This is a genomic window from Thermostichus sp. MS-CIW-34 (assembly GCF_054060435.1).
The window spans coordinates 1-22,057 of record NZ_JBSSDE010000015.1 but is presented as its reverse complement, the minus strand read 5'-3'; the positions used below and the strand labels follow the sequence as shown (position 1 = coordinate 22,057).

Here is a 22,057-nt window from a genome sequence, read left to right as displayed (position 1 = left end):
AGAGATATATACCAACCTATTTGTTAGATTTATCCCAAAGAGTTGTGGCAGCTTATCAGGCAGGCAAGACCTCCACTCGCCAGGTAGCGGAACAGTTCATGGTAACCCAAAGAACACTGCACCACTGGGTGCATCAGTATCAACAAACTCAGGATTTATCCCCCAAGAAAGTCGGCACAAAGCGAGTAGGTATTCTGGAACAACACCGGCAAGAAGTTATGACGGTCATTGAAAGGCGCCTGAACTATTATCCGTGGTAGTATCAAGAACTGCTACGAGAGCAACTGGATACTGATGTGAGTGCTGTTACGATAGACAACTTTTTAAAAAAGCGAGGAATGACGCTAAAAAGAATTACCGCAGTGTAAAAATCAGAGAAGAGGAGGTGCAAAGGCAACAATTAGCCTATAGTTAAGAAGTCAAGAATATACCAGTGGAAGATATAGCTATTCTAGACCAGACAAGGGTGTGAGAGGCAATGGAACGGAGGGGTATCTCGGAGTTTACGCAGTCAAAGAGCTTACAGTTACCGTCAGAGATGCAAAGGGAAAAAACATAAGATTATTGAAGCTATTTCCTGGAGAGAGGCAGTAGGCTGTTGTGTTATCAAGGGTGGAATGCGGAAGAGCAATTTTCTGGAGTTTTTGCAAAGTGACTCATGTCCGGAACTGGATGCGCGGAAGGTGGTGATTAGAGTTCGGAAGTGGAGGGTTTGATTCAAGGAACAGGTGCGCGGATCATAGACCTGCCTGTGTATGCACCAGAGTTGAATCCGATTGAGAGGATGTGGTCGGTATTGAAGCCTTTTATCCGGCAGTTTTCCAGAGCCGGGAAGTATGGGATGGAGCAGATAGCAGAGACCTCTTGACTACTCATCAATCCATTCTGCTTCCGAAGTTGGTTTGCTAGGTGTTGCTACTGTGCCCCTTGATTCCTTAACAGGCTGTACTGCTCCATCCCTATGCACGAAGAGGGATGCCGCCGCCCTAATTACTGGGAAGAGACTCCCAGATACTTTGTCCCTCTAATGTCCCTCTAGTAAGAGGTACTGCACCACGAAGCACTCAGTGCCGCCGCAGGCGAACAAGCTGGCGGAGTTCGCAGTTACTGTATCAAGAAGCCGTCATAAAGGGCGGGGCTTGTAACCCAGTTTTCTGGTCAATGTGGCGTTGGCATCTCTTTGTGCTTTATCCTGAGGGGCGATAAGCTAAAGTACAGCAACAACACAGTCCTAAACTGGGAACTTTATTGATGCCTCCGCGCTCCTCTTCCTCCCAGAGTGGCTCTACCCCATTCCCCTTTCTGGAGGGGCGGGGTGCTGCTGCCGACGGGGCTGAGTCGAGCTTACCGCTGGGACAGCGTTTGCTGCGGGCGGGTCTGATCTCCCAATCCCAGTTGGCTCAGGCTCTGCGAGAGCAACAGCAAAACCACCTCAAGTTGGGAGAAGTGTGTCTCGAGCACGGCTGGCTCACCCCAGCCGCTCTCTACCGCTTCCTGCCCAGCCAGTCCCTTTCTCTGGGAGAGATTTTGGTGGCACTGGGCCACTTGGATTTTGAGCAGTTGCGGGTTGCTCTGGCCCAACAGCGTCGCTACGGGCGGAAATTGGGGGAGATTCTCACCTGGAAAGGCTGGGTACAGCCCGCCATTTTGGATCGCGCCTTGGATGTTCAGGTGCAACTGCAACGGATGGCTTCCCCCAATGCGTGGGAAGCACTGCAGCCTTTTTTGGCTAAGGATCCCGTACCCGAGGTTCAGCCTATCCCCCGAAGATCGACAATTCCTGGCCGAGAAGACCCAGCTCAGGATTGGCCTGCACCCGAAGAGGCCAGGAGAGAGAGTACGGTTCAGCCGCCGAGTCTTGAATCTGCGGCTGGGGGAGATTCCATCCCTGGAACATTAGCCGCGGCAGCCTCGGATCCCTTTGCCGATGAGCCTCAACCGGCCACCTTGGCTGACTACCGCAAGCAAGTGGAAGCCTTGCGGCTACAAATCGAGCTCCAGGAACAGGAATGGGATCGGATCCTGGCCAGCATGAACCAGCAGATTGCCGATTTTCAAAACCAGTATCAGCAGCGCATTCAAAAACTGGAAGCCACCATCCGTCTCCAACAAGCAGAGCTCCAGCACCAGGCAACGTTGCAGCAGGATTTGCGGGTTTGGCGGGAACAACTGCAAAGGCTGGAAACGGAGCTGGCTCTTGCCCGCGCTGCTGAGCAAAGGGCGCAGCGGCAGTTGCAAACCCAGCAAGATTGCTATCAGTCGGAATTGGAGCAGTTGCAAGAGCAAATCCAGATTCTGCAGAAACGCCAGTTGGACTCGGTGCCCAGCAGCGTTGTGGCTGACCTACGCGCTCAATTGGAAGCGGCGCTCCAGCAGCTCCAGCAGCTCCGGTCGGGGCGGGATCAGCTGCAGGCCCAACTTGCCCAGCAAGCTGCAGAGCCAGAAGCTGCCCCATCCCGGCATCTGGACTCCTTCTGGCCAGAGCAGGTTGCCGCTTTAGAGCAACAGATTGCGGAGCTGAGGGCCGCTTTGCAGATGTGGCAAGAGCGCTACGCCCAGCTACAGCAAGAGCACGAGGCCCAAATGGCGCGGCTTTCCGGCTATGTTCCCCCAGAGCAGGTGGAAAGCTTACAGGCGCAGCTACAACAACTGCAAGCGGAAATGGCGCGGCTGATGGCAGCCAACCGTGACTACGAAGCGCACCTTGCTCAACTGGAGGAGCAACTGCAGCAGAGCCAAGCCCTGATCCACCAGCTCAGGGCAGAACGGGCCGAGGCCGACCAGCGCATTGTCCAACTGGAGGGATCCCTGCAAGCCCGCCAAGAAGCCTTGGAGCAAGCTCAACAACAACTGAAAACCACGGGATCCCGCCTCAGCGCCCTTCAACAGCAGCAGGCCAACTTGACGGTGGAACTGCGAGATGCGCGAGAGCTGCTAGCGGCCTACCGACAGAGCTTGGAGACTTTACAGGAGAACCTCAAGATTGAGCAGAATCGCAACCGTCTGCTGCAGGTGAGTTACGAACAGCAAAAGCTGATCGCCGAGGCAGCGCAGGCTCAGTTGAGAGCAGCCAACTTCTCTGGCTCAACCGCCAAAGATGAGCCAGCACGTTCGCGTGAGCGAAACACAGTCCTTACGAGGAGACTGGAGGAACCTGCGACCGATGCCGGGGAGCTTCCCGCCAATCCTGAGGACACGCCGACGGATCCTTTGCTGGCGGAACTCACCCCCTGGGCCAGGCATCTGTTCCAAAACTTGCAGGCAGCGGGCTTGCTGGATCGGCCCCAGATCCAAGACATCCTCAGCCGCTGGCAACAGTCGGGGGGCAAGCTGACCGCGGTCATTGGCGAGTGTACCGGCCTGAAGGCAACCACGGTCGCGGTAGCGGTGCGGTTCCCGGTAGGGTGCCGGAGGCATAGCACTTTCAAGTTCTTTGCGGATGGGGGGTATTCTGCCCGTTTGTCGGGGTGCCGCACGGTGGGAGAGCATGACTCTAGTCAATAATAAGCTCAACTATACTGAAAATAATGTATAATATGTTCAGTACGGATTACTACCAGTTGATCTTTCTGTTTACTTTCGAGTCTGCCAACATGGTAGCCAAAGCAAAGCAGAAAATTGGTAGTAAGACGACACGGAAACTGCGCTTTGGGTATTCTACTCAAAGCTTTGCGGGATACCGCCATTCTGTTTGGAAACAAACAGAATGCTATCGCTGCATAGTTGAACAGTGATGTTCAGCAGTGTTCAGCGTAAATGTATCAGTTCCTCAAGGCTGCCGACTTGTTGGCTGCTGAAGTGCTGGAGTCCTTGCCGCCGATGGATGAATCTTCGCCCCACTGGGGGGATCCCTTGGTGGAGCGGGGGTTATTGCGACCGGAGACGCTGCAGTATTTTCGCAAACATTTCCTGCCAGCTTCTGCCAGCGGATGCTGAGATATGCCAGAACTCCGTCCGAGCGCCGAGACCGTCAAGCGGATGAAGGTCTTGCCTCCACAGCACATTGTCGGGCAGGAGATGGCGGCACGACTGCTTGTGGCGGCCCTGGAGAAGGGGCGGGTGACTTCCAGCTACTGCTTCTTGGGCCCCCAAGGGGTGGGGCGGAAGCTGATGGCCCGTTGGTTTGCCCAGGCCCTCTTGTGCGAATCCAGCTCCGGGATCCCTTGCGGCAAGTGCTCCCACTGCCGTTGGCTGCTGGCGGGCAACCATCCCAATCTCCACTGGGTCAGCCCCACCTACCTGCACCAAGGCCGCCTAATTGCGGCAGACTCCCCGGAGGCGCAAACCTTGCAACGGCGCTCGCCGCCCCAAATTCGCCTGGAGCAGGTGCAGGGGGTATCCCGCTTCTGTGCCCGCAAGCCGATTCGAGCCCAGCGAAAGGGCTCCGCCCCGCTAAAGGACTCCGTCCCGCTTACGCGAACGGGAGCGGTGGTGGTGCTGGAGGGAGCCGAAACCTTGGCGGAAAGCGCTGCCAATGCTTTGTTGAAAACCCTGGAGGAGCCAGGCCCAGCCCATATTATACTCATCGCCCCCCAGGCGGCCTCGCTGTTGCCGACGCTGTTGTCCCGCTGCCAGATGGTGCCTTTTCGCCGCCTCAGCCCAGAAGAGGTCGACCGGGTGCTGAGTGGGTTGGGTTGCCCAGATCTGGCAGGGATCTCTCGATCCGAGCTGATTGCCTTGGCCCAGGGCAGCCCCGGCTTGGCCTTGCTGGCCCACCAGCACCTGCAGCAGATCCCGCCGTCGCTCCTTGAGGAACTCAAACGTTGGCCCTGGCACTCTTCTCTCCAGCAGGCATTGGAATTGGGCAGAGCGGTGGCCAGTTTGGAGCTGCCGGCACAACTGTGGCTGATCGATTATTTGCAGCAGCATTTTTGGGCGCAGGGATCCCGTCAGCCGTTTGCGCCAGGGGTGCAGAGCGCCATCCGGCAGTTGGAACGCATTCGCCAACACCTGTTGCAACTGGTGCAGCCCCGTCTCTGTTGGGAGGTCAACCTTGCCAGCATTAGCCCGGGTGGGTGATGTGGTAGCTGCCGTCGGCTTGTACCCAGGCGATCTCCGGGATCCGACATTGGCGGGCATAGGCTTCGATCTCTTCAGGGGCCCGATCCAGCAATTCCAGCTCCACCGCCTCCGTTCGCGTCAGCGGTGCGGTGCACTCTTCTCGCCAGCGGGCGGCCAAGGCCAGCGCCGCCGGGATCCCTGCCGGCACCAGGGGCACCACCAACCGTTTGCAGCCCATCTCCTCGGTTTGGGGATCGGGGGGCAAGAGCCGCAGCAGCGTATCCGGCAGAAGGGTAAAGCCGATCCCCGGCTGTTCGACCTGCTGAGGGCTGTAGAGAGCATGCAGCCGGTCGTAGCGCCCCCCCAGAGCAATGACCTCCCCGCTCGCCACCGCCTGAAAAACGATACCGGTGTAGTAGGCCAGGGTTTGCAACAAGCTCAGATCCAGCACCACCCGCACCCCATGTTCCTCCAGCACCTGGCAGAGCTGCCGCAGATCCCGCAGCCGCTCAGGCGGCACAGGCAACTGAGCCAGGTCAGAAAGAACTGAGCCGGGCTGGCCCCGCAGCCCCAGAATCTGCAAGCCAATCTGGCGGGCGGCTTCCGGCAGAGGGGCCGATTCCAGGTAAACGTAGTCGAGCTGGGCAATGGCACGGCGCACTGCCGCTTGAGCCGTGGGGGCAACGGCGCTGAGCAAACTCTCGGTGAGGCTGACATCTCCCAGCAGCAGCGTCCAGGCGGCCTCCGTCCCGTTTACACAAGAAGAGATGCCGATCGAGCGAATGCAATCGGCCAGCAGCAGCAGAATCTCGGCATCTGCCAGCCATCCCCCTGCCCCGATCAGCTCCACTCCGGACTGAAAAAACTCCTGGCTACTGTAGGATCCCTCCTCCCGCCGGCTGTTGCGAAAAACGCTGCCGTGGTAGTAGAGCCGCAACGGCAAAGGCCCACCGGCTAGACGGGTGGCTGCCGCCCGCACAATGGAAGCAGTGAACTCGGGGCGCAGCCCCAGCATCGTCCCTTCGCCATCCCGCAGTTGCAGCACCGACTCAGCGCGGATGGATCCCCCCGCCAGCAGCGTTTCCAGCCGCTCTAGGGTGGGAGTGATGATGCGCTGGTAGCCATGGCGCCGGAAAACCCGGGTCAGCTGAGCCTCCAGCTTCTCCCGCCGTTGTACTTCCCGCGGCAGGAGATCCCGGGCACCGCTGGGGGGGCGCAGACTGCTGGAGACGGTGGAACTGGCCTCAGGGCGGGGATCCCAAAAGTGCTCCGCACCGCTACCGCGAGAGTGCTCCGCACCGCTACCGCGACCGTACACAGGGCTGCTCCAGCAGAGGATCCTGCTGCATCATACCGGATGTTGGAGGTCAGCTGGGATCCCGGGGAAACTCAGGCCACTCCCAGATGGGATCCGTGGAGCGCACTCGGTGCATTCCTGCTTCCGCAAAGCGGGCGAAAGCGGCCTCCGCCTGTTCGCTGAAATCCACAACGCCGGGGATCACCACCGCCGAGGTGCAGTCCTCCAGAAGATAAACTTTCTTGGCCAAGCTGGGATCCGTGGCTTGGATTTCCTGCAGCAGGTCACTCACCGTCCAGGCCACGCAATGGCTTTTGGCTTGGCCAGCCACGATCAGCGCATCAAACTGCAGCAGGTGGCGGATAAGAGGCTCATTTTTCTCGTCGATGGGATCCCCTTCCGGCCCGGTCAAAACCTCCGGGCTAAGCACGGAATAATTTTCCGTCAAGGGATTGGCTCCCTTGAGCTGCAGGCTGGGCTGGCTGCAGCGGGCCATGCCGTGAAAGAAAATCGCCTCCTCCACCGCTGGCACCAGGGCATGGCCAATCCCCCCCAGCATGGAGTGGTAGGGCCAGACGATGAGGGGATATTTTCCCCCCTGCTCCAACTGCTCGGCGTAGTGCAGAGCGTAGACCTGCAACCGCGTCAGATCCCCCTGGGTGAGGTTGGCAGCCATGGCGGGGTTAACCCGCCAGCGTCCGCAGCGGATATCGGCTGCCGAAATGGCCGTGGCCGGCTCAGGATGGGCTCCCTGCGCGTCCACCCAAAAGACGGGGTGGAAGATCTGCATGGCCGTGTGGGTGTCGAGAGTGGCAACAATCTGGGTGATGCAGGCCAAATTGCGGTAGATGAACTGACAAAGCCGTCGATTGTCTTCCACCGCTCCCAATCCGCCGGAACCGGCCACAAACAACTCAAAGCCGGGAATGCAAAAGGTGTTCTGCACATCAATGAGCAGCAAGCCCACCCGCACCCGATCCGCCTCTGCCGGCGGGATCCCTTGCTCCTTGGCCCAGAGCTCGGCTTCTGCTGCCCGCTGTTGGTAGGGCACGCGCCAAATCTCTCCCACCCGCTCCGGATCAAAGTGGGGGGGAAGGCCCGCTGGAGCCGCAACCGTTAGCTCCTGTGGAGTGGCATTCATGGCGTTCTCCCGGTGGGGGCTGGATTGACCAGGCTTGCACAAGCTTGATCTAAGGTTAAAGGAAGTCGGGCTGGTACTTATGGTTGGTTTCACTATAAGTTGGGGAAGAGGTTTTGTCCAGATGGCCGCCTGTATTTCTGGCTGAGTTTGGGTTTGGTGTCTTGTCGAGGCCGATTTTTAGGGTTTTTTGGGGTTGTGATGCTTCTGGTGGATCCCTACAAGCAGCCTTACTTATGGTAAGTTTCACTATAACCTTCGCAACAGCCCTCTGCTCGATCCCGCCGTTCCCCACTGGCTTCTGCCCCGAGGTTTTTCATGTTGAGCCCTGATTTCTCGTCGTTGCGGCCCCAAGACTATGGCCTGCTAACCGACCTGTACCAGTTCACCATGGCCGCCTGCTACGTGGGGGAAGGGCTAGAGGCTCAGCCCGCTGCCTTTGAGCTGTTTGTGCGGCGGCTGCCCACCGACTATGGCTACCTAATCGCCATGGGGCTCACCCAGGCAGTGGACTATCTGCAGCAACTGAGCTTCGCCCCCGAGGCTTTGCGAGCACTGCGGGAAACGGGCATTTTCGCCGATGCGCCGGAGCGCTTTTGGGAGCTGCTGGCCCGCTGCCGGTTTGAGGGGGATGTGTGGGCGGTGCCGGAAGGAACCGCCATTTTCGCCAACCAGCCCCTGTTGCGGGTGGAAGCCCCCCTCTGGCAAGCCCAACTGGTGGAAACTTACTTGCTGTCCACCTTTAACTACCAGACCCTGATCGCCACCAAGGCGGCCCGTATGCGAGATGCAGCAGGGGATGAGGCCATTTTGTTGGAGTTCGGCACCCGGCGAGCTTTTGGTCCCCAGGCGGGGCTGTGGGCAGCCCGGGCGGCTCTGGCGGCAGGGTTCAATGCCACCTCCAACGTCTTGGCAGCCCTGAAATTGGGGCGCAAGCCGGCAGGAACCATGGCCCATTCCCTAGTGATGGCCATTGCTGCTCTCTCGGGAGACGAAACCCGCGCCTTTCAATCCTTTCGGCGCTACTTTCCCCAAGCTGCGCTTCTAATCGATACCTACGATCCCATCCAAGGGGCGCGCACGGCAGCCCAGCTTTTTGCAGCCGGAAGCCCGGATCAACTGGGATCCCAGGGGGAAATCGGCGGGGTGCGCATCGACTCAGGAGATTTGGAAGATCTCTCTCGCCGGGTGAAACAGATTTTGCCTCAAGGCGCCCCGGTGTTCGTCAGTGGGGATTTGGACGAATACGAGATCGAGCGCCTGCATCGCTCCCAAGCCCCCATCAGCGGTTATGGGGTGGGCACCCGCCTGGTAACTGGAGAAGGCGTAAACGGGGTGTACAAATTGGTGGAAATCAATGGGATCCCAGTGGCCAAAGCTTCCTTTGCCAAAGCCACCCTTCCCGGTCGCAAGCAGATCTTTCGCGGCCCTGAAGGAGACTTGTTGGGCCATGCTGACGAGCCCCCGCCTCCTGGCTACGAACCGCTCTTGCGCAAAGTTATGGAAAAAGGGCTGCTGCTGGATCCCTTGCCGGATCTGGAAGCCATTGCCCGCACCAGCCGCGCCTCTGTGCTGTGCCTGCCCCAGGGAGTGCGACAACTGCGCCAGCCGGATCCCTGGCCCACAGCCCTGACTGCCGCTTTGCAACGGTTGAAAGACCACACCCTTGGCCAGGAATGTGCCTCGGCGGGCCCTGCCTGAGGAGAAGGAGTCCCGCTGCACTATAATGTTCTAGCTTCAAGGTCTCCGCTTTGAGGTTTGAGTTTTGCCATTGGACTTGAGCCTCAGGCCATTTTGATTTTTGGTGTTTTCCTAGTCTTTGCCCCCAGCTCTATGACCCAACGTGCCCTAATTACCGGCATCACCGGACAGGATGGCTCCTATCTGGCCGAGCTGTTGTTGAAGAAAAACTACGAAGTTCACGGCATCATCCGCCGCGCCAGCACCTTCAACACCGACCGCATCGACCACATCTACGTGGATGCCCATGACCCCCAGGCTAGGCTATTCCTTCACTACGGGGATCTCACGGATGGCACCACCCTGCGCAGGATCCTGGAACAGGTGCAGCCGACGGAAGTGTACAACCTGGGGGCCCAATCCCACGTGCGGGTGAGCTTTGATGCGCCGGAATACACTGTTGATGCAGTGGCCATGGGCACGCTGCGTCTCCTAGAGGCCATCCGCGACTATCAGCAGCGCACCGGGATCCGGGTGAAGTTTTACCAGGCAGGCTCCTCGGAGATGTTCGGCCTGGTGCAGGAGATCCCGCAAAAGGAAACCACCCCCTTCTACCCGCGCAGCCCCTATGCCTGTGCCAAGGTGTACGGCTACTGGCAGACGGTCAACTACCGCGAAGCCTACAACCTCTTCGCCTGCAACGGTATCTTGTTCAACCACGAAAGCCCACGGCGAGGGGAAACCTTTGTAACCCGCAAGATCACCCGCGCCGTCAGCCGCATTGTGGCCGGCAAACAGGACAAGCTCTACCTGGGCAACCTGGATGCCAAGCGGGACTGGGGCTACGCCAAAGACTACGTCGAGGGGATGTGGATGATGCTCCAACAACCCCAGCCGGATGACTATGTGCTGGCTACCGGGGAAACCCACACTGTGCGCGAGTTTGTGGAACGGGCCTTCGCGCTGGTGGGCCTGCCGATTACCTGGAAAGGCTCCGGCCAAGCCGAACAGGGGTTGTACAAAGACCAAGTGTTGATCGAGATCGATCCCCGCTACTACCGCCCAACCGAGGTGGATCTGCTGTTGGGGGATGCTTCAAAAGCCAAGCGAGTCCTAGGATGGGAGCCCAAGGTGAGCTTCCCGCAGTTGGTGGAGCTGATGGTTCTGGCCGACTTGGAAGCCATCGGCCTGGATCCGGATCCCATCTTGGGGGAACGGCGCACCCTCAACGGCTTGCTTAGCGAAGATCGCGCTTTCATCCGCACCCAGCTGGGGGTTCACTACGACTGACAGGGTGAATACAACGGTGGAGACGGGATCCCAAAAGACAGCCCTGACCCCTTGTCCAAAGCAGGAACTAAACGCTTAATATAGTAGATCGCCGATTCTTTTGGTGCCTCGTCCTCTTGCTCCCCAGCTGACCATCTCTTGCTGACTTTGTTTGCTGATTTCGGAGAAATGCCCGCATGTCCCGCTACACAGGCCCCCGCCTAAAAATTATTCGTCGCTTCGGGGGACTTGATCTGCCCGGCTTGACGCGCAAGCGCCCCAAAAATACCAACCCGCCCGGTATGCATGGCGCCGAGCGCAAGAAAAAATCCGAATATGCCATTCGCTTAGAAGAAAAGCAGAAGGTGCGCTTCAACTACGGGCTGAGCGAGCGGCAGATGATCCGCTACATGCGCAAGGCACGGCGCTCCAAGGGATCCACCGGTTTGGCCTTGCTGCAAATGCTGGAAATGCGGTTGGATTGCATCGTGTTTCGTCTGGGCATGGCTCCAACCATTCCGGCAGCTCGGCAGCTCGTGAGCCACGGCCACATAGAGGTTAACGGCCAAAAGGTAACCATTCCCAGCTATGGCTGCAAAGTGGGGGATGTGATTACAGTAAAAAACAAGGAATCTTCCCGCAAGCTGGTGGCCGCCTACGCGGAGTATCCGGGGTTGTTTTTGCCGGACTACCTGGAGTTTGACAAAGAAAAGCTGCGCGGACGCATCAAGGAATTGCCCCCCCGCGAGCAAATTTGCGCCCCGGTCAACGAGCTTTTGGTGGTTGAGTTCTATTCCCGCAAGCTCTAGGGATCCCCTTTTGTGGCCATTGCAAATTGCAGGGGAATTTTGGGCAGTTTGACGTTCTCCTCACCCTTGAGGCCGGGGGATTTTTCACGGTTTGTTTTTTGTAGCGTTTCCCCTGCTCATCGCTCCTGTTGGCGATGCGTAGCGTTAGCTAGACCGCCGGGAAGCCCTGCCCTCTGTTAGTGACTAGTGGCTAGTCACTATCCACTCACCACTTCCAGGGTGAAGGTCGGGATGAGAGGCGGGGACACTTTGGTTTTCAATGGACTGGCCTAAAACCGAGACGGTAACCCCACCGCATGAAGCAATAAGGTAGGATTCATTCCAGTAGATTACCCTTGCCTCAATGAGAACTGCTTACCAGTACCGTTTGCGACCTACGCCCAGCCAGATTGCTTTGATGAGCGAGTGGCTAGACTTGTTACGGAAGCAGTACAACTACCGCTTGGCAGAGCGCTTTGCGTGGTGGGAACACAATCGCTGTGACATCAATGCTTGTCCCTTAATCTGTCACTTGCCTGAGTTAAAAGACAATCCCGATTTCTACTCCCAGAAACGGGATTTGGTGAAGATGAAAGCCCTGTTTCCGCAGTACAGAGCAGTCCATTCGCAAGTCCTGCAAAACTGCATAGAGCGAGTGCACAAAGCATTCGACCGGTGGCTGAAGGGGGACGGTAACGGCAAGCGGGCAGGGAAACCCAGATTCAAGGGAGTTGGGCGGTATCGCTCCTTCACTTTCCCCCGGATGAAACAAGACTGCATTTGCGGGCAGTTTATCCATCTGCCCAAAATCGGTGCTGTTCGCATAATTCAGCACCGTCCTTAGCATGAGTGTGGGAGTATGTCACGCTGAAGAAATCTACAGGGATCCAGTTGGGGACATGTCGAATCCTGCTGCTGTCCAGGACTTGTCTGCCAGCCTGAAGATCGGCCAGGTGGCTCTAGCAGCCGGCTTGCCTGTACGCACGGTGCGCTACTACGAATCGATAGGCCTGCTGAAGCCAACGGTGGAACGGGCGGAGTCCAGCTATCGGCTGTTCGACCCTTCGGTTTTGGTTCGTCTGGCCTTTATCCGCCGCTGCCAGAGCCTGGGCCTGAGCTTAGAAGAAATCCGCCAAATCCTGGATGTCCACGACCGAGGGGAGCAGCCTTGTCCAGAAATTCGCCAGCATCTGCAAGGCAAGCTGCAGGAGATCGAACGGCGAATTGCCGATCTGCAAGCGCTGAAAAGCCAAATTCAAGGTCTCCTCTCCAATTGGCAGATCCCCCCTGCGGCTGCTGATGAAAAAGAGGTGATCTGCCCGATTTTGCAAAAACCAGGGGCCGGCGGTGGCAAGAGCGACAGCCGTTACTCCACTGTTACCGACTTAGCCAAGTTGCGCGGCTGATCCACATCGGCTCCGCGGCGCAAAGCCATGGCGTAGGCGAACAACTGCAGGGGGATCACGTTCAGAACCGCCGACAACAGGGGTGTCGTGCTGGGCACCTCGATGATGTGGTCGGCTTTCTCCCGCACCTGGGTGTCTTCGGGGTTGATGAGGGCGATCACCCGTCCCCCCCGCGCCCGCACCTGTTCGATGTTGGAGAGCATTTTTTCGTAGACGGGATCCCGGGTGGCAATGCACACCACCGGCACCCGCTCGTCGATGAGGGCAATAGGGCCATGCTTCATCTCCCCTGCCGGGTAGCCTTCGGCGTGGATATAGCTCACCTCTTTCATCTTCAAGGCTCCTTCCAAGGCAATCGGGGCGTTAACCCAGCGGCCCAGGTAGAGCATGTTGGCAACATGATGGTACTGCTCCGCCAGTTGGTCGTAGAGGGCGGCGTCCTTCAGCATCAGGCTGATCTTGCCCGGCAGCTCAATCAAGGCTTGCAGGTGGGCTTGGATCTGGGCCGGGCTGAGGATCCCTTTGGCTTGGGCCAGTTGCAGGGCCAGCAAATACCCCGCCACCAACATGCCGGTAAACACTTTGGTGGAAGCCACGGCAATCTCCGGACCGGCATGGATGTAGAGAACCCCGGCATCCGCCAGACGGCTGGCCTGGGATCCGATGGCGTTGACAATCGCCAGAGTCGGGATCCCTTGGGTGCGGGCCTCGCTCATGGCTGCCAGCGTATCGACGGTTTCTCCCGACTGGGTTAGAGCCAGCAACAGGTGGTTGGGGCGCAACACCGGCTGGCGGTAGCGAAACTCAGAGGCGTAATCCACCTCCACGGGGGTACGGGCCAAGCTCTCGATGAAGTACTTGAGCACCCAGCAGGCGTGCCAGGCAGTACCACAGGCTACGGCGTGGATGTGCTCAATGTGGGCCAGTTGTGCTTCAGAAAGCGTTAGCCCCTCCAGCGTCACCCGGCCCTGTTCCAGATCCACCCGCCCCCGTAGCGTATCGGTGGTGGTGCGGGGCTGCTCAAAGATCTCCTTTTGCATGAAGTGCTTGTAGCCTCCCTTGGCGGCTGAGATGGGATCCCAGGCCACGGTGATGCTGGATTTGCGCAGCTCCTCGCCGGTAATGCGCAAGTAGCGCACTTGAGACTCCGTGAGAACCGCCATTTCCCCATCTTCTAAGAACACCACCTTGCGGGTATGGCGGACAATGGCAGGCAGATCGGAGGCGACGAAGTTTTCTCCTTCTCCCTCTCCCACCACCACGGCTCCGGCATTGCCCAAACGGGCTGCGATCAGCCGATCCGGCGCCTCCCGATCCAGAGCCACTACGGCGTTTCCTCCCCGCAGTTGCCCCATGACCTGGCCAAAGGCCGCCTCAAAGGAGCCCAGCTCTTCTGTATAGAGACCCAGCAGTTGGGCGATCACTTCCGTATCGGTTTGGGAGCGGAATGGGATCCCCCGCTCCAGGAGACGCTCCTTTAGCTCCAGGTAGTTTTCCACAATGCCGTTTTGGATCACCACAATGCGCCCGCGCTCGTCGCACTGGGGGTGGGCATTTTCTTCGGTCACGCCGCCGTGGGTGGCCCAGCGGGTATGTCCGATCCCTACCTTGGCGGTGGGCATGTTGGCGGTGAGCTTCACCAGCAGGTTGTGCAGCTTGCCGGTAGCGCGGACAACTCTCAATCCTTCTTCGGGATCCACTGTGGCAATGCCGGCAGAATCATAGCCCCGATACTCCAAGGTGCGCAGGCCCTCCAACAGGATGGGGGCAGCCCACTGAAAACCCACGTAGCCGACAATGCCACACATTCCTCACACCTCAACCTCAGTCGCATCAGCGTTGCGTAGCAATACAGGCAACACCTTATCCGCAAAGCCTACCCCAGGTTGGGGATCCCTTCAACGGCTTTGGCCGCCGTTGTTACCTCAGCGGGTCATCTCAGGGATCCCAGACTCCCGCTAGAGAGAGGGGAAAGGCAGCCAACTTATGGGGAAGTCTGCGGCTGCCATCCTTGGGATCCAGGGGCAACTCCCTGGGCAAAAGAGACGGGCGCAAAATGGAACTGATAACCTTCGGCCACTGCGGGCTGGATCCCATCTTCCCCAGGGACGCTGGAGACCAAGTTGCTCAGCCCCAATACCAACTCTCGAATGCCGCGGCGAAACTGGGGATCCCCGGTCAGCTCGTCGATGTCGGCGGTGATCTTTTGCATGTTTTGAAAGGTGATGCGCGCCGAATCGAGGGTTTGGCGCAGAGTAGCTAAAGTGCCCGGATCGTTGAGGCTGGCGGCAATCTGCTGCAGATCTTCGGTAGCTTGGGCCACGTTCTCCGCAGCCGCTCGCACCTCGGCCAGGATCTGGCGCACATCGGCCTGGAGTTGTGGATCGGTAACCAGCGGGCGCACCGCGCTCGACATGGCCTGTAGATCGGCGCTCACCTGCTGAATGTTCTCCAGGGTGGCGTTAAGGGAAGTGCGGTTTTGATCCACCAGGGCGGTGAATTGATCGGCAGCCGCTTGCAAACTGCGGGCAGTTCCCCCCACAGCTCCAGCCGCGTCTTGGATGGCCGTGGCAGCGGTCGTGAATTGCAACAAGTCCAGATCTTCGGTGCGCAGGGCAGCTACTCGCTCTTCCACGGTTTCTGAGAGATCGGCCACGCTATTGGCAACGCGGGTGAGCCCTTCTAGGGTGGCGTTAAGGGTGTCGAAGAGCTCATCGTCGTTGACCCGTGTGAGCAATCGATCCAGCCTAATCAATAGCTGGCCAAAATCCACTCCAGGGGTTCCCTCCACCACATCTCCATTGCAAACCATTTGGCTGCTGTCGCAGTCTGGCGCCAGGGGGGATCCTGTCAACTGGACGTTCAGTCGGGGCAGGATATCCATCACCGTTTCCCCCACCAACCCCGTCTGTTTGGTTACAAACAGGGCGTTGCGGGGAATAGCTAAAGGCTGGTCAATGGCCACCTGCACCTCCACTTGATTGGGTTGAGGCGTGATACGCTCCACCCGACCTACGGTTACCCCCCGCAGCCGCACACTGGATCCCTCGGCCAGCCCGGCCACGTTGGTATAGGTGACGGTAAATTGAAAGCCGCGACTGCCAAAGCGCAGGTTGTAGATCCACAAAAACAGGCCGGCAAAGCCCAGCGCCCCCGCCAGGATCAACAGGCCCACTGCTCCTTCTCGCACTGCTCGCGAACGCATCACACCTGCCCCGCCACTTGAATCGGCCCTTCTACGCTACCGCTGAAAAACTGCCGCACAAAGGGGTTATCGCACGTTTCAATCTGCTGCACGGATCCCTCCCACTGCACCCGCCCCTGAGCCAACAGGACAATGCGGTCGGTGGCGCGGTAAATGGTGCTGTGCTGGTGGGTCACCACAATGTAGCTCTCACAGGCTTTTTTCACCTGCTGCAGCTCCCGGATGAGATCTTCAATTACCGTGGAGGCAATGGGATCCAAGCCCGCTGTGGGCTCGTCGTACAGCAGCAATTGGGGCTCATCCTGGGGCAGTGAGGGATCCTCCATAATGGCGCGGGCGAAGCTGGCCCGTTTGCGCATCCCCCCTGAGAGTTCTTCTGGCAGGTTGTGCTCTTTGCCCGCCAGTCCCACCGCCTCCAGCTTGGCGGCCACCAATTCCTGAATACGGGAGCGGGGCAACTGCGAGTGCTCGTAGAGCAAAAACCCCACGTTTTCTTCCACCGTCAGGGAGTCGAAGAGGGCGGCCTGCTGAAACACCATCCCTACCCGCAAAGGGGGAGTTGCGTGTTGGGCTTGGATCTCCGGGAGTGGGATCCCGCACCAGAGCACTTCTCCGGCGTCTGGCTCCGTTAGGCCGGCGATGATGCGCAGCAGCGTCGATTTCCCGGTGCCCGAAGGCCCCACCAGGCCCAGGGCCTCACCCCGGTACACCTTCAGATCCACGTGGTCAAGCACCACCGTCGAGCCGAAGCGCTTGGAAACTTGGCGCAGCTCCACCAAGGGGGCAGTGCTCTGCACTGCTGGCATGCTCAGAACCTCCGCCCTCGCCAAAGGCTGGAGCCTATTTTCGGACACCTGCTGCTCCTTTGGGCTGTCTATGCTGCTTCTGAAGCACTTGACCAATGATTTCAAGCAAAACTGGGGGCTCAGGATGCTTCCCTCCTTGAGTCGGCTTCACTGCTAGTTTAGGAGTCGGCAGGGGCCAAGGCAATGAAGCAGCCCACAGCCCTATCAAGGCAGATCAGGGATCCCTGGCGATAGGCCCAAGCCGTACCTGATACATTCACGCTGAACTCTCCTGAACATGGTTCAGGAAAGAAGCGATCGCATCCTGCCTATCTCTGTTCGCGTCAGCGGGACGGAGTCCAAACAGGAAGGCGGTATCCCGCAAAGCCCTGAGGAATACCCCCCGAGCGCTTTCCCCCTTCACTTCCCGGCAACCGTTGCGGTGGACTCAAGGATCAGGGGGAAACTTGGTCTACTATATCCCTCTCAATGACTTTTGCCAAACCGCCTAAAGCTCAGTAAATTCAGCAAAGTTCAAGGTTTTGGGGGTTAGAGGCATGCTCTCCTCTCCATTCTCTCTGCTCTGGGGCTCAGGGGCGAGGTCTTCCTCAAGGGCAGTCACCCAACCGGAGGGGACGATTTCCATCTCGTCTGTAACCCCTGCTCTTTTCTCTTCCCTCTTCTCTCCGTCAGCCAGCTCCGGCTGTTCATCCTGCTCCGAATTGAGTTTCACGCGCTGCGAGAAACCCCAGACAAATAGGGGGATCACAGCCACCACCATCCCCCACTCTGGGATCTCGATTTGGGGGAAAAACACCTCCAACAACATGGTGCTCCCCACCAAGGCGATGATGGCAAAAGCGGCGTCTTCCAGGTGAGAGAACTCGTCCAACCAACGCAAAAACAGAGAAGCCATGTAGCGCATCAGGGTAATGCCGAGAATGCCGCCGAGGATGATTACCCAAGCCTTGCGGGAGACGCCCACCGAAGCGGCGATGCTGTCGAAAGAAAAAACCAGATCCGTCAGTTCCACCATCACCAGGGTCTGCCAAAAATTGGCGTGGCGGGTGATGTCCTGTTCTGGGCCTTCTTCCTCGCCCCGAAAGTGCTGCCAGGCCAGCCAGAGCAGATAACAGGCCCCCAAGAATTGGGCGGGCGGATACTCCACCAACCAAACCGCTGCAAAGACAATGGCAATGCGAAAGCCGTAAGCGCCGATGATGCCCCAGCGCAAGGCCCGATTTTGTTGCTGGGGGGTGGGCAGATGCTTCACCAGAGCTGCTAGGGCAACGGCGTTGTCCGCAGAGAGGGCGGCCTCCAAAAACACCAAAGCCACTACCAAGAAAATATCTGTCCAGGTGAAGGACTGAGTCATCCCTTGCGCCAGGATCAAGGTTGCCCCCATCGCATCTGTTGCATTTTTGACAAGTGTTGCATCAATTAGCATATTCGCGCGTTTTGTCCGCCCCAGTCAGTCCAACACAGCAGTTAACCAGCGTAGGAACCCTCCCCATCTTCGGATAAAGGTACCCCAGAAAAAGGCATGAACCCAGTTAGGTGACCAGAGGCAACACCCTCAAACTCCCGAAGGATGGGAAAGAGAAAGCCCAAGCCTAAACTATGGCCTGAGTATAGCCTGTTTGGCTCAGGATCCATTTACAGTTCTTAACCTTCTGAAATCTGGCCATCCTCTGTTGGATCTCCAGTGGGGCCGGATGAGCTCAGTCGAGCCGCCAGCCGTTGTCCACAGCGCAGGATCTGGCCTGCCAGAATCGCCGCCCCGAAACCGTTATCGATGTTCAGCACTCCCACCCCCGCCGCGCAAGAGTTGAGCATGGTGAGCAGGGCAGCCAAGCCCTGGAAGCTGGCCCCGTAGCCAATGCTGGTGGGCACAGCGATCACCGGACAATCCGCCAGACCCGCCACCACACTGGCCAGGGCCCCCTCCATGCCCGCCACCACGATCAGCACGTCCGCTTGCAGGGCCGCCCAGTTGTGCAGCAGCCGATGGATCCCGGCCACCCCCACATCCCAGAGGCGCTTCACCTGAAACCCAGAAAGCTCGAGCGTGAGGGCGGCTTCTTCTGCCACCGGTAAGTCGGCAGTGCCGGCGGAGATCACGCTGACCTGTCCAGGATGGCTGACCACCTGCTGGGACGGGATCCAACACAAGCGGGCCAACTCGGAATACTGGGCCTGGGGCAAGCGGCTGCGGATCTCGGCATACACCTGGGCTTCGATGCGGGTGGCCAAGGCCAGGGATCCCCGCTGGTGGAGTTGCTCCAGGATCTGGGCAATCTGATCTGGGGTCTTGCCCGGCCCCCACACGGCTTCGGGAAAGCCCGTGCGCAAGGGACGGTGGTGATCCACATGGGCGAAATCTCCCACCGGCTCAAAGGGCAGAAAGCGATAGGCTTGCAGGGCTTGCTCTGGGGTGAGCTCCCCTTGGGCCACCGCCCGAAACAGATCCTGCAGCGCTGTCGTGGAAGGGGGGTTCATGGAAGGTGAGTTCAATCTGCAACACTCGGCTTGGATCTTGCCTGGATCTACTGGGCCAAAGACCCGCGCGGGAAAAACAACACCGGATGCCAACTTTGCCGCAAAATCTCGCCGGTGAGGCTGCGAACCGACCACTCCCAGAAGCTGCCCACGTGGGGGGAGGCAGTGGCGATGGCCGTCATGTCTTCATCGGCAGCAGTAGCTAGGATCTCTTTGAGAGGGGATCCCACCCGCACCAGGGTGCGCAGCTGTACGGGCTTCACCTGCTCGCTCAGGGGTTCAAGCACCTGGGCCAGGTCAGCCTCGGCTTTGCGTTGGAGCACCTCCACCGGAGTTCCTTGGTTGCGGCGGGCGCTGGGATCCACCACGTAGAGCAGGGTAAGCGTCTGGCACTGGGAAGTACCGGGCAGCAGGTGGCCGAGATGGTTCAGCAACTGCTGACGCGGCTGCTCAAAGTCAAAGGGCACCAAGAGGCAGCGAAACAGGTGGCGGCTGCGCAAGCGCAATTCTTCCAGGGTAAAGGTAGCCAGCAGCTGGGGGCGCATCACCAGTAGGGGGATTTTCAGCTTCGGCAACAGCGCCATGGTGGTGCTGCCGAACAATTTTTCGGCGAGCAGATTGTGGGTGCCCATGCCTGTGATTAACAGATCGCAGCCGTAGGCTTGGATCCCTTTTAAGATCGCCTCTGCCGGCTTGCCCACCTGCACCAGAGCCTTGACTTCCAACCCTGCTGGGATCGGGTTCAGCAGCTTCTGCAACTGGGCCTGCTCCGCCTGGATTTCGGGGGTAATGTCGTCGGGAATGCCGATGTCGTCCTCTTGCCAATCTACGCTGCGGACGAAGGTGACGCGCTCGATGCCATTGCTGTGCAGATCTTCTAGACACTTGCCAAAACGCTGCAGGCCATCTCGGCGGTCGGTGGCAATTAACACGTTTTTAAACATATCGTTTTGAGCATTAGGAGAGAGGGTAGCCGGCTCAAGAGCAACGCTTTGGCCCGCAGCGATCCTAAGCTAACACCTTGCGGGGTTGTTCCCAAGGCAGCAGCTCCGGATCCCTCTTCGGCATCGGTTGCTCAGCGGTTGGGATCCGCCAGGTTGCGAAACTGGGTGTACTGGCTTTCGAACAGCAGGCGCACGGTACCGGTGGGGCCGTTGCGATGTTTGGCAATGATGACCTCGGCAATGCCGCGATCGCTGGTGTTGGGATCGTAGTATTCCGGGCGATAGATCATCATCACCAGATCGGCATCCTGCTCGATGCTGTTGTGAACTAGCAGACCGTTGGCCACGAAGTTGTGGTGGCGGGGCATTTCGACGTCGTAAACCGGCTGAGGCTCCCCCGGCTCGCTGATGAACACCACCGGATCCCAGATCAGCCCCTCCTGCACCACCACCGCCACCTCTTCCTCCAATTGCAGCTCGTCGAGGGTTTTCCAGCCGTCTGGGGTCAAGAAGGGGTGGTTGCCGGTGGCGCGAATGGAAAAGTTGAGGCGGGTCTTCAGAACACAGGTAGGCTGCCGACCACTGCAAAACACCTTCACAGGCTGTTGGGGCACCAAGCGCCCGCGCCCGTTCAAGCTGAGCAGGCGGGGCAGTTCCGCCGCAGCCGGCAGGGCCGCCAGTTGATCCAGCCGCCAGATCTTGCCGCGATCCGCATCCATCACCTGCGTATCCCCGGCCAGACAGCCCGATTCCCGCAGATCCGCCAGCTGTGGACGTTTGTCGGAGCGAGACTCAACAGCTCGACTGAGCTGAGAAAGCACCAGCACCGGCACCATCAGCTCTTTGGCCATGGCCTTGAGGCCACGGGTAATGCGCGACAGCTCCTGCACCCGGTTGTCGGCGGCGGATCCCTGCATCAGTTGTAGGTAGTCGATCAACACCATCCCCAACGTTCCCCCCTGTTCCGCCTGCAAACGCCGCGCTTTGGAGCGAATTTCTGTAACAGTACAGTCAGGGGTATCGTCGATGAACAGGGGCAATTGCGACAAAAAACCAATGGCTTGGCCCAGGCGCTGCCACTCGTGTTCGCTAATGCGCCCAGAACGCAGGCGGCTGCTGTCGATGCGGGCTTCGCTGGCCAAAAGCCGCTGCACCAGTTGCTCCCGAGACATTTCCAGGCTAAAGATAGCGACCGGCTGCTTGGTGTAGGCAGCCACATTTTGGGCAATGTTGAGGGCCAGGCTGGTTTTCCCCATCGAAGGCCGACCGGCCAGGATCAACAAGTCGGATCGCTGCAAGCCCTGGGTCAGGTTATCCAGGTCGATGAATTTGGTCGGGATCCCCGGAAGCTGTGCCCCGCTTTGGAACTTCTCTTCCAAGTCCGAGAAGATATTGACCAAAACCTCAGAAGCCGGGATGAGGCTACGCTGCACCCGCTCTTGGGTGAGGCCAAACACTTGCTGCTCGGCTTGATCCATTACCTGAGATAGGGGCTGACTGGTATCGTAGGCCAAACGAGCCAAGGTATTGCTCACCTGGATCAACTGGCGGCGCATGTATTTATCCATCACCAGGCGGGCATACTGGTCGATGTTGACGCTGCTGACGGTTTGCTCCAGCAGACGACGGATCGCCCCTGTTCCTCCCACCCGCTCCAGAAGGTGATGATCTGCCAACCAGGCAGACACAGTCATCAAGTCGGTGGGTTGGCCTTGGCTGTGCAGTTGGAGGGCAGCCCGGTAAATCTCTTGGTGGGCAGAGATGTAGAACATCTCTGGTCGCAGAAACTCCGCGACCCGCACCAACGCATCCGGATCGAGGAGAATGCCCCCCAGGATTTCCTCCTCGGCTTCAATGTTTTGAGGAGGAAGCCGATCCCCACCCGTTAAGTCGTAATCGCTGATCACCACAAGCCAGGATAGGAAAATCAACCCAGCCCTAGGGCAACCGACCTGATACATTCACGCTGAACTCTCCTGAACATGGTTCAGGAAAGAAGCGATCGCATCCTGCCTATCTCTGAGCAGGAAGGCGGTATCCCGCAA

Annotated in this window: 16 protein-coding genes and 2 pseudogenes; 9 read left to right on the top strand and 9 right to left on the bottom strand. The window is 58.7% G+C overall.

Annotation, left to right across the window (positions count from 1 at the left end; genetic code table 11):
- The first annotated feature begins 8 nt into the window (after positions 1 to 8).
- From ACVWYY_RS07040 to ACVWYY_RS07025, 4 genes and pseudogenes are all read left to right on the top strand, one after another.
- Positions 9 to 931 (top strand): annotated as a pseudogene (locus tag ACVWYY_RS07040) (IS630 family transposase).
- A gap of 320 nt (positions 932 to 1,251) precedes the next feature.
- Complete coding sequence (locus tag ACVWYY_RS07035; RefSeq protein ID WP_457403664.1) at positions 1,252 to 3,504, top strand: hypothetical protein; 2,253 nt, start codon at positions 1,252 to 1,254, stop codon at positions 3,502 to 3,504.
- A 252-nt stretch (positions 3,505 to 3,756) separates the two neighbouring features.
- Positions 3,757 to 3,936: a hypothetical protein gene (locus ACVWYY_RS07030; RefSeq protein ID WP_011432732.1), complete on the top strand. Its 180-nt coding sequence runs from the start codon at positions 3,757 to 3,759 to the stop codon at positions 3,934 to 3,936.
- Between the two features lie 3 nt (positions 3,937 to 3,939).
- A complete protein-coding gene (locus tag ACVWYY_RS07025) occupies positions 3,940 to 5,019 on the top strand; it encodes a DNA polymerase III subunit delta' (protein WP_457403663.1) in 1,080 nt (359 codons plus the stop codon).
- Here ACVWYY_RS07025 and ACVWYY_RS07020 read toward each other — a convergent pair.
- Positions 5,003 to 6,319, bottom strand: coding sequence for an ATP phosphoribosyltransferase regulatory subunit (locus ACVWYY_RS07020; protein ID WP_414344827.1), 1,317 nt, complete (start codon positions 6,317 to 6,319; stop codon positions 5,003 to 5,005). The two genes, ACVWYY_RS07025 and ACVWYY_RS07020, sit on opposite strands and share 17 nt — an antisense overlap.
- A gap of 49 nt (positions 6,320 to 6,368) precedes the next feature.
- Positions 6,369 to 7,439 (bottom strand): isochorismatase, encoded by a 1,071-nt coding sequence (locus ACVWYY_RS07015; RefSeq protein ID WP_457403662.1) that lies wholly within the window; start codon positions 7,437 to 7,439, stop codon positions 6,369 to 6,371.
- Positions 7,440 to 7,754: 315 nt separating this feature from the next.
- On the opposite strand from ACVWYY_RS07015, the gene ACVWYY_RS07010 reads away from it, so the two are divergent.
- The 5 genes and pseudogenes from ACVWYY_RS07010 (at position 7,755) to ACVWYY_RS06990 (ending at position 12,579) form a co-directional block, all read left to right on the top strand.
- Positions 7,755 to 9,137 carry a nicotinate phosphoribosyltransferase gene (locus ACVWYY_RS07010; protein ID WP_457440006.1) on the top strand — a complete coding sequence of 461 codons (1,383 nt, stop codon included), beginning with the start codon at positions 7,755 to 7,757 and terminating at the stop codon, positions 9,135 to 9,137.
- A gap of 132 nt (positions 9,138 to 9,269) precedes the next feature.
- Positions 9,270 to 10,406, top strand: coding sequence for a GDP-mannose 4,6-dehydratase (gmd, locus tag ACVWYY_RS07005; protein ID WP_011432725.1), 1,137 nt, complete (start codon positions 9,270 to 9,272; stop codon positions 10,404 to 10,406).
- Positions 10,407 to 10,582: 176 nt separating this feature from the next.
- The gene (gene rpsD, locus ACVWYY_RS07000; RefSeq protein WP_011432724.1) at positions 10,583 to 11,194 is read left to right on the top strand and encodes a 30S ribosomal protein S4; all 612 of its coding nucleotides are present in this window, start codon (positions 10,583 to 10,585) and stop codon (positions 11,192 to 11,194) included.
- A gap of 343 nt (positions 11,195 to 11,537) precedes the next feature.
- Positions 11,538 to 12,014 (top strand): annotated as a pseudogene (locus ACVWYY_RS06995) (RNA-guided endonuclease InsQ/TnpB family protein); the annotation flags it as partial.
- Between the two features lie 58 nt (positions 12,015 to 12,072).
- Positions 12,073 to 12,579 carry a heavy metal-responsive transcriptional regulator gene (locus ACVWYY_RS06990; protein ID WP_457440004.1) on the top strand — a complete coding sequence of 169 codons (507 nt, stop codon included), beginning with the start codon at positions 12,073 to 12,075 and terminating at the stop codon, positions 12,577 to 12,579.
- On the opposite strand, the gene glmS is transcribed toward ACVWYY_RS06990, so the two are convergent.
- The 7 genes from glmS to dnaB all read right to left on the bottom strand — a co-directional run bounded on the left by glmS (position 12,540) and on the right by dnaB (position 21,973).
- Complete coding sequence (glmS, locus tag ACVWYY_RS06985; RefSeq protein WP_457440002.1) at positions 12,540 to 14,387, bottom strand: glutamine--fructose-6-phosphate transaminase (isomerizing); 1,848 nt, start codon at positions 14,385 to 14,387, stop codon at positions 12,540 to 12,542. The genes ACVWYY_RS06990 and glmS overlap by 40 nt on opposite strands.
- Positions 14,388 to 14,563: 176 nt before the next feature.
- Positions 14,564 to 15,784, bottom strand: a complete 1,221-nt coding sequence (locus ACVWYY_RS06980) for an MlaD family protein (RefSeq protein WP_457440000.1) — start codon at positions 15,782 to 15,784, stop codon at positions 14,564 to 14,566.
- A complete protein-coding gene (locus ACVWYY_RS06975; protein ID WP_457439998.1) occupies positions 15,784 to 16,590 on the bottom strand; it encodes an ABC transporter ATP-binding protein in 807 nt (268 codons plus the stop codon). Before ACVWYY_RS06975 ends, ACVWYY_RS06980 begins: the two co-directional genes overlap by 1 nt.
- A gap of 487 nt (positions 16,591 to 17,077) precedes the next feature.
- Entirely contained in the window at positions 17,078 to 17,974 is an 897-nt protein-coding gene (locus tag ACVWYY_RS06970; RefSeq protein WP_457439996.1) for a TerC family protein, read from the bottom strand.
- Between the two features lie 260 nt (positions 17,975 to 18,234).
- Positions 18,235 to 19,068: a nickel pincer cofactor biosynthesis protein LarB gene (larB, locus tag ACVWYY_RS06965; protein WP_457439994.1), complete on the bottom strand. Its 834-nt coding sequence runs from the start codon at positions 19,066 to 19,068 to the stop codon at positions 18,235 to 18,237.
- 47 nt (positions 19,069 to 19,115) lie between these two features.
- Positions 19,116 to 20,012 (bottom strand): universal stress protein, encoded by an 897-nt coding sequence (locus ACVWYY_RS06960; RefSeq protein WP_414374007.1) that lies wholly within the window; start codon positions 20,010 to 20,012, stop codon positions 19,116 to 19,118.
- Between the two features lie 131 nt (positions 20,013 to 20,143).
- Entirely contained in the window at positions 20,144 to 21,973 is a 1,830-nt protein-coding gene (dnaB, locus tag ACVWYY_RS06955; RefSeq protein ID WP_457439992.1) for a replicative DNA helicase, read from the bottom strand.
- Positions 21,974 to 22,057 lie beyond the last annotated feature (84 nt).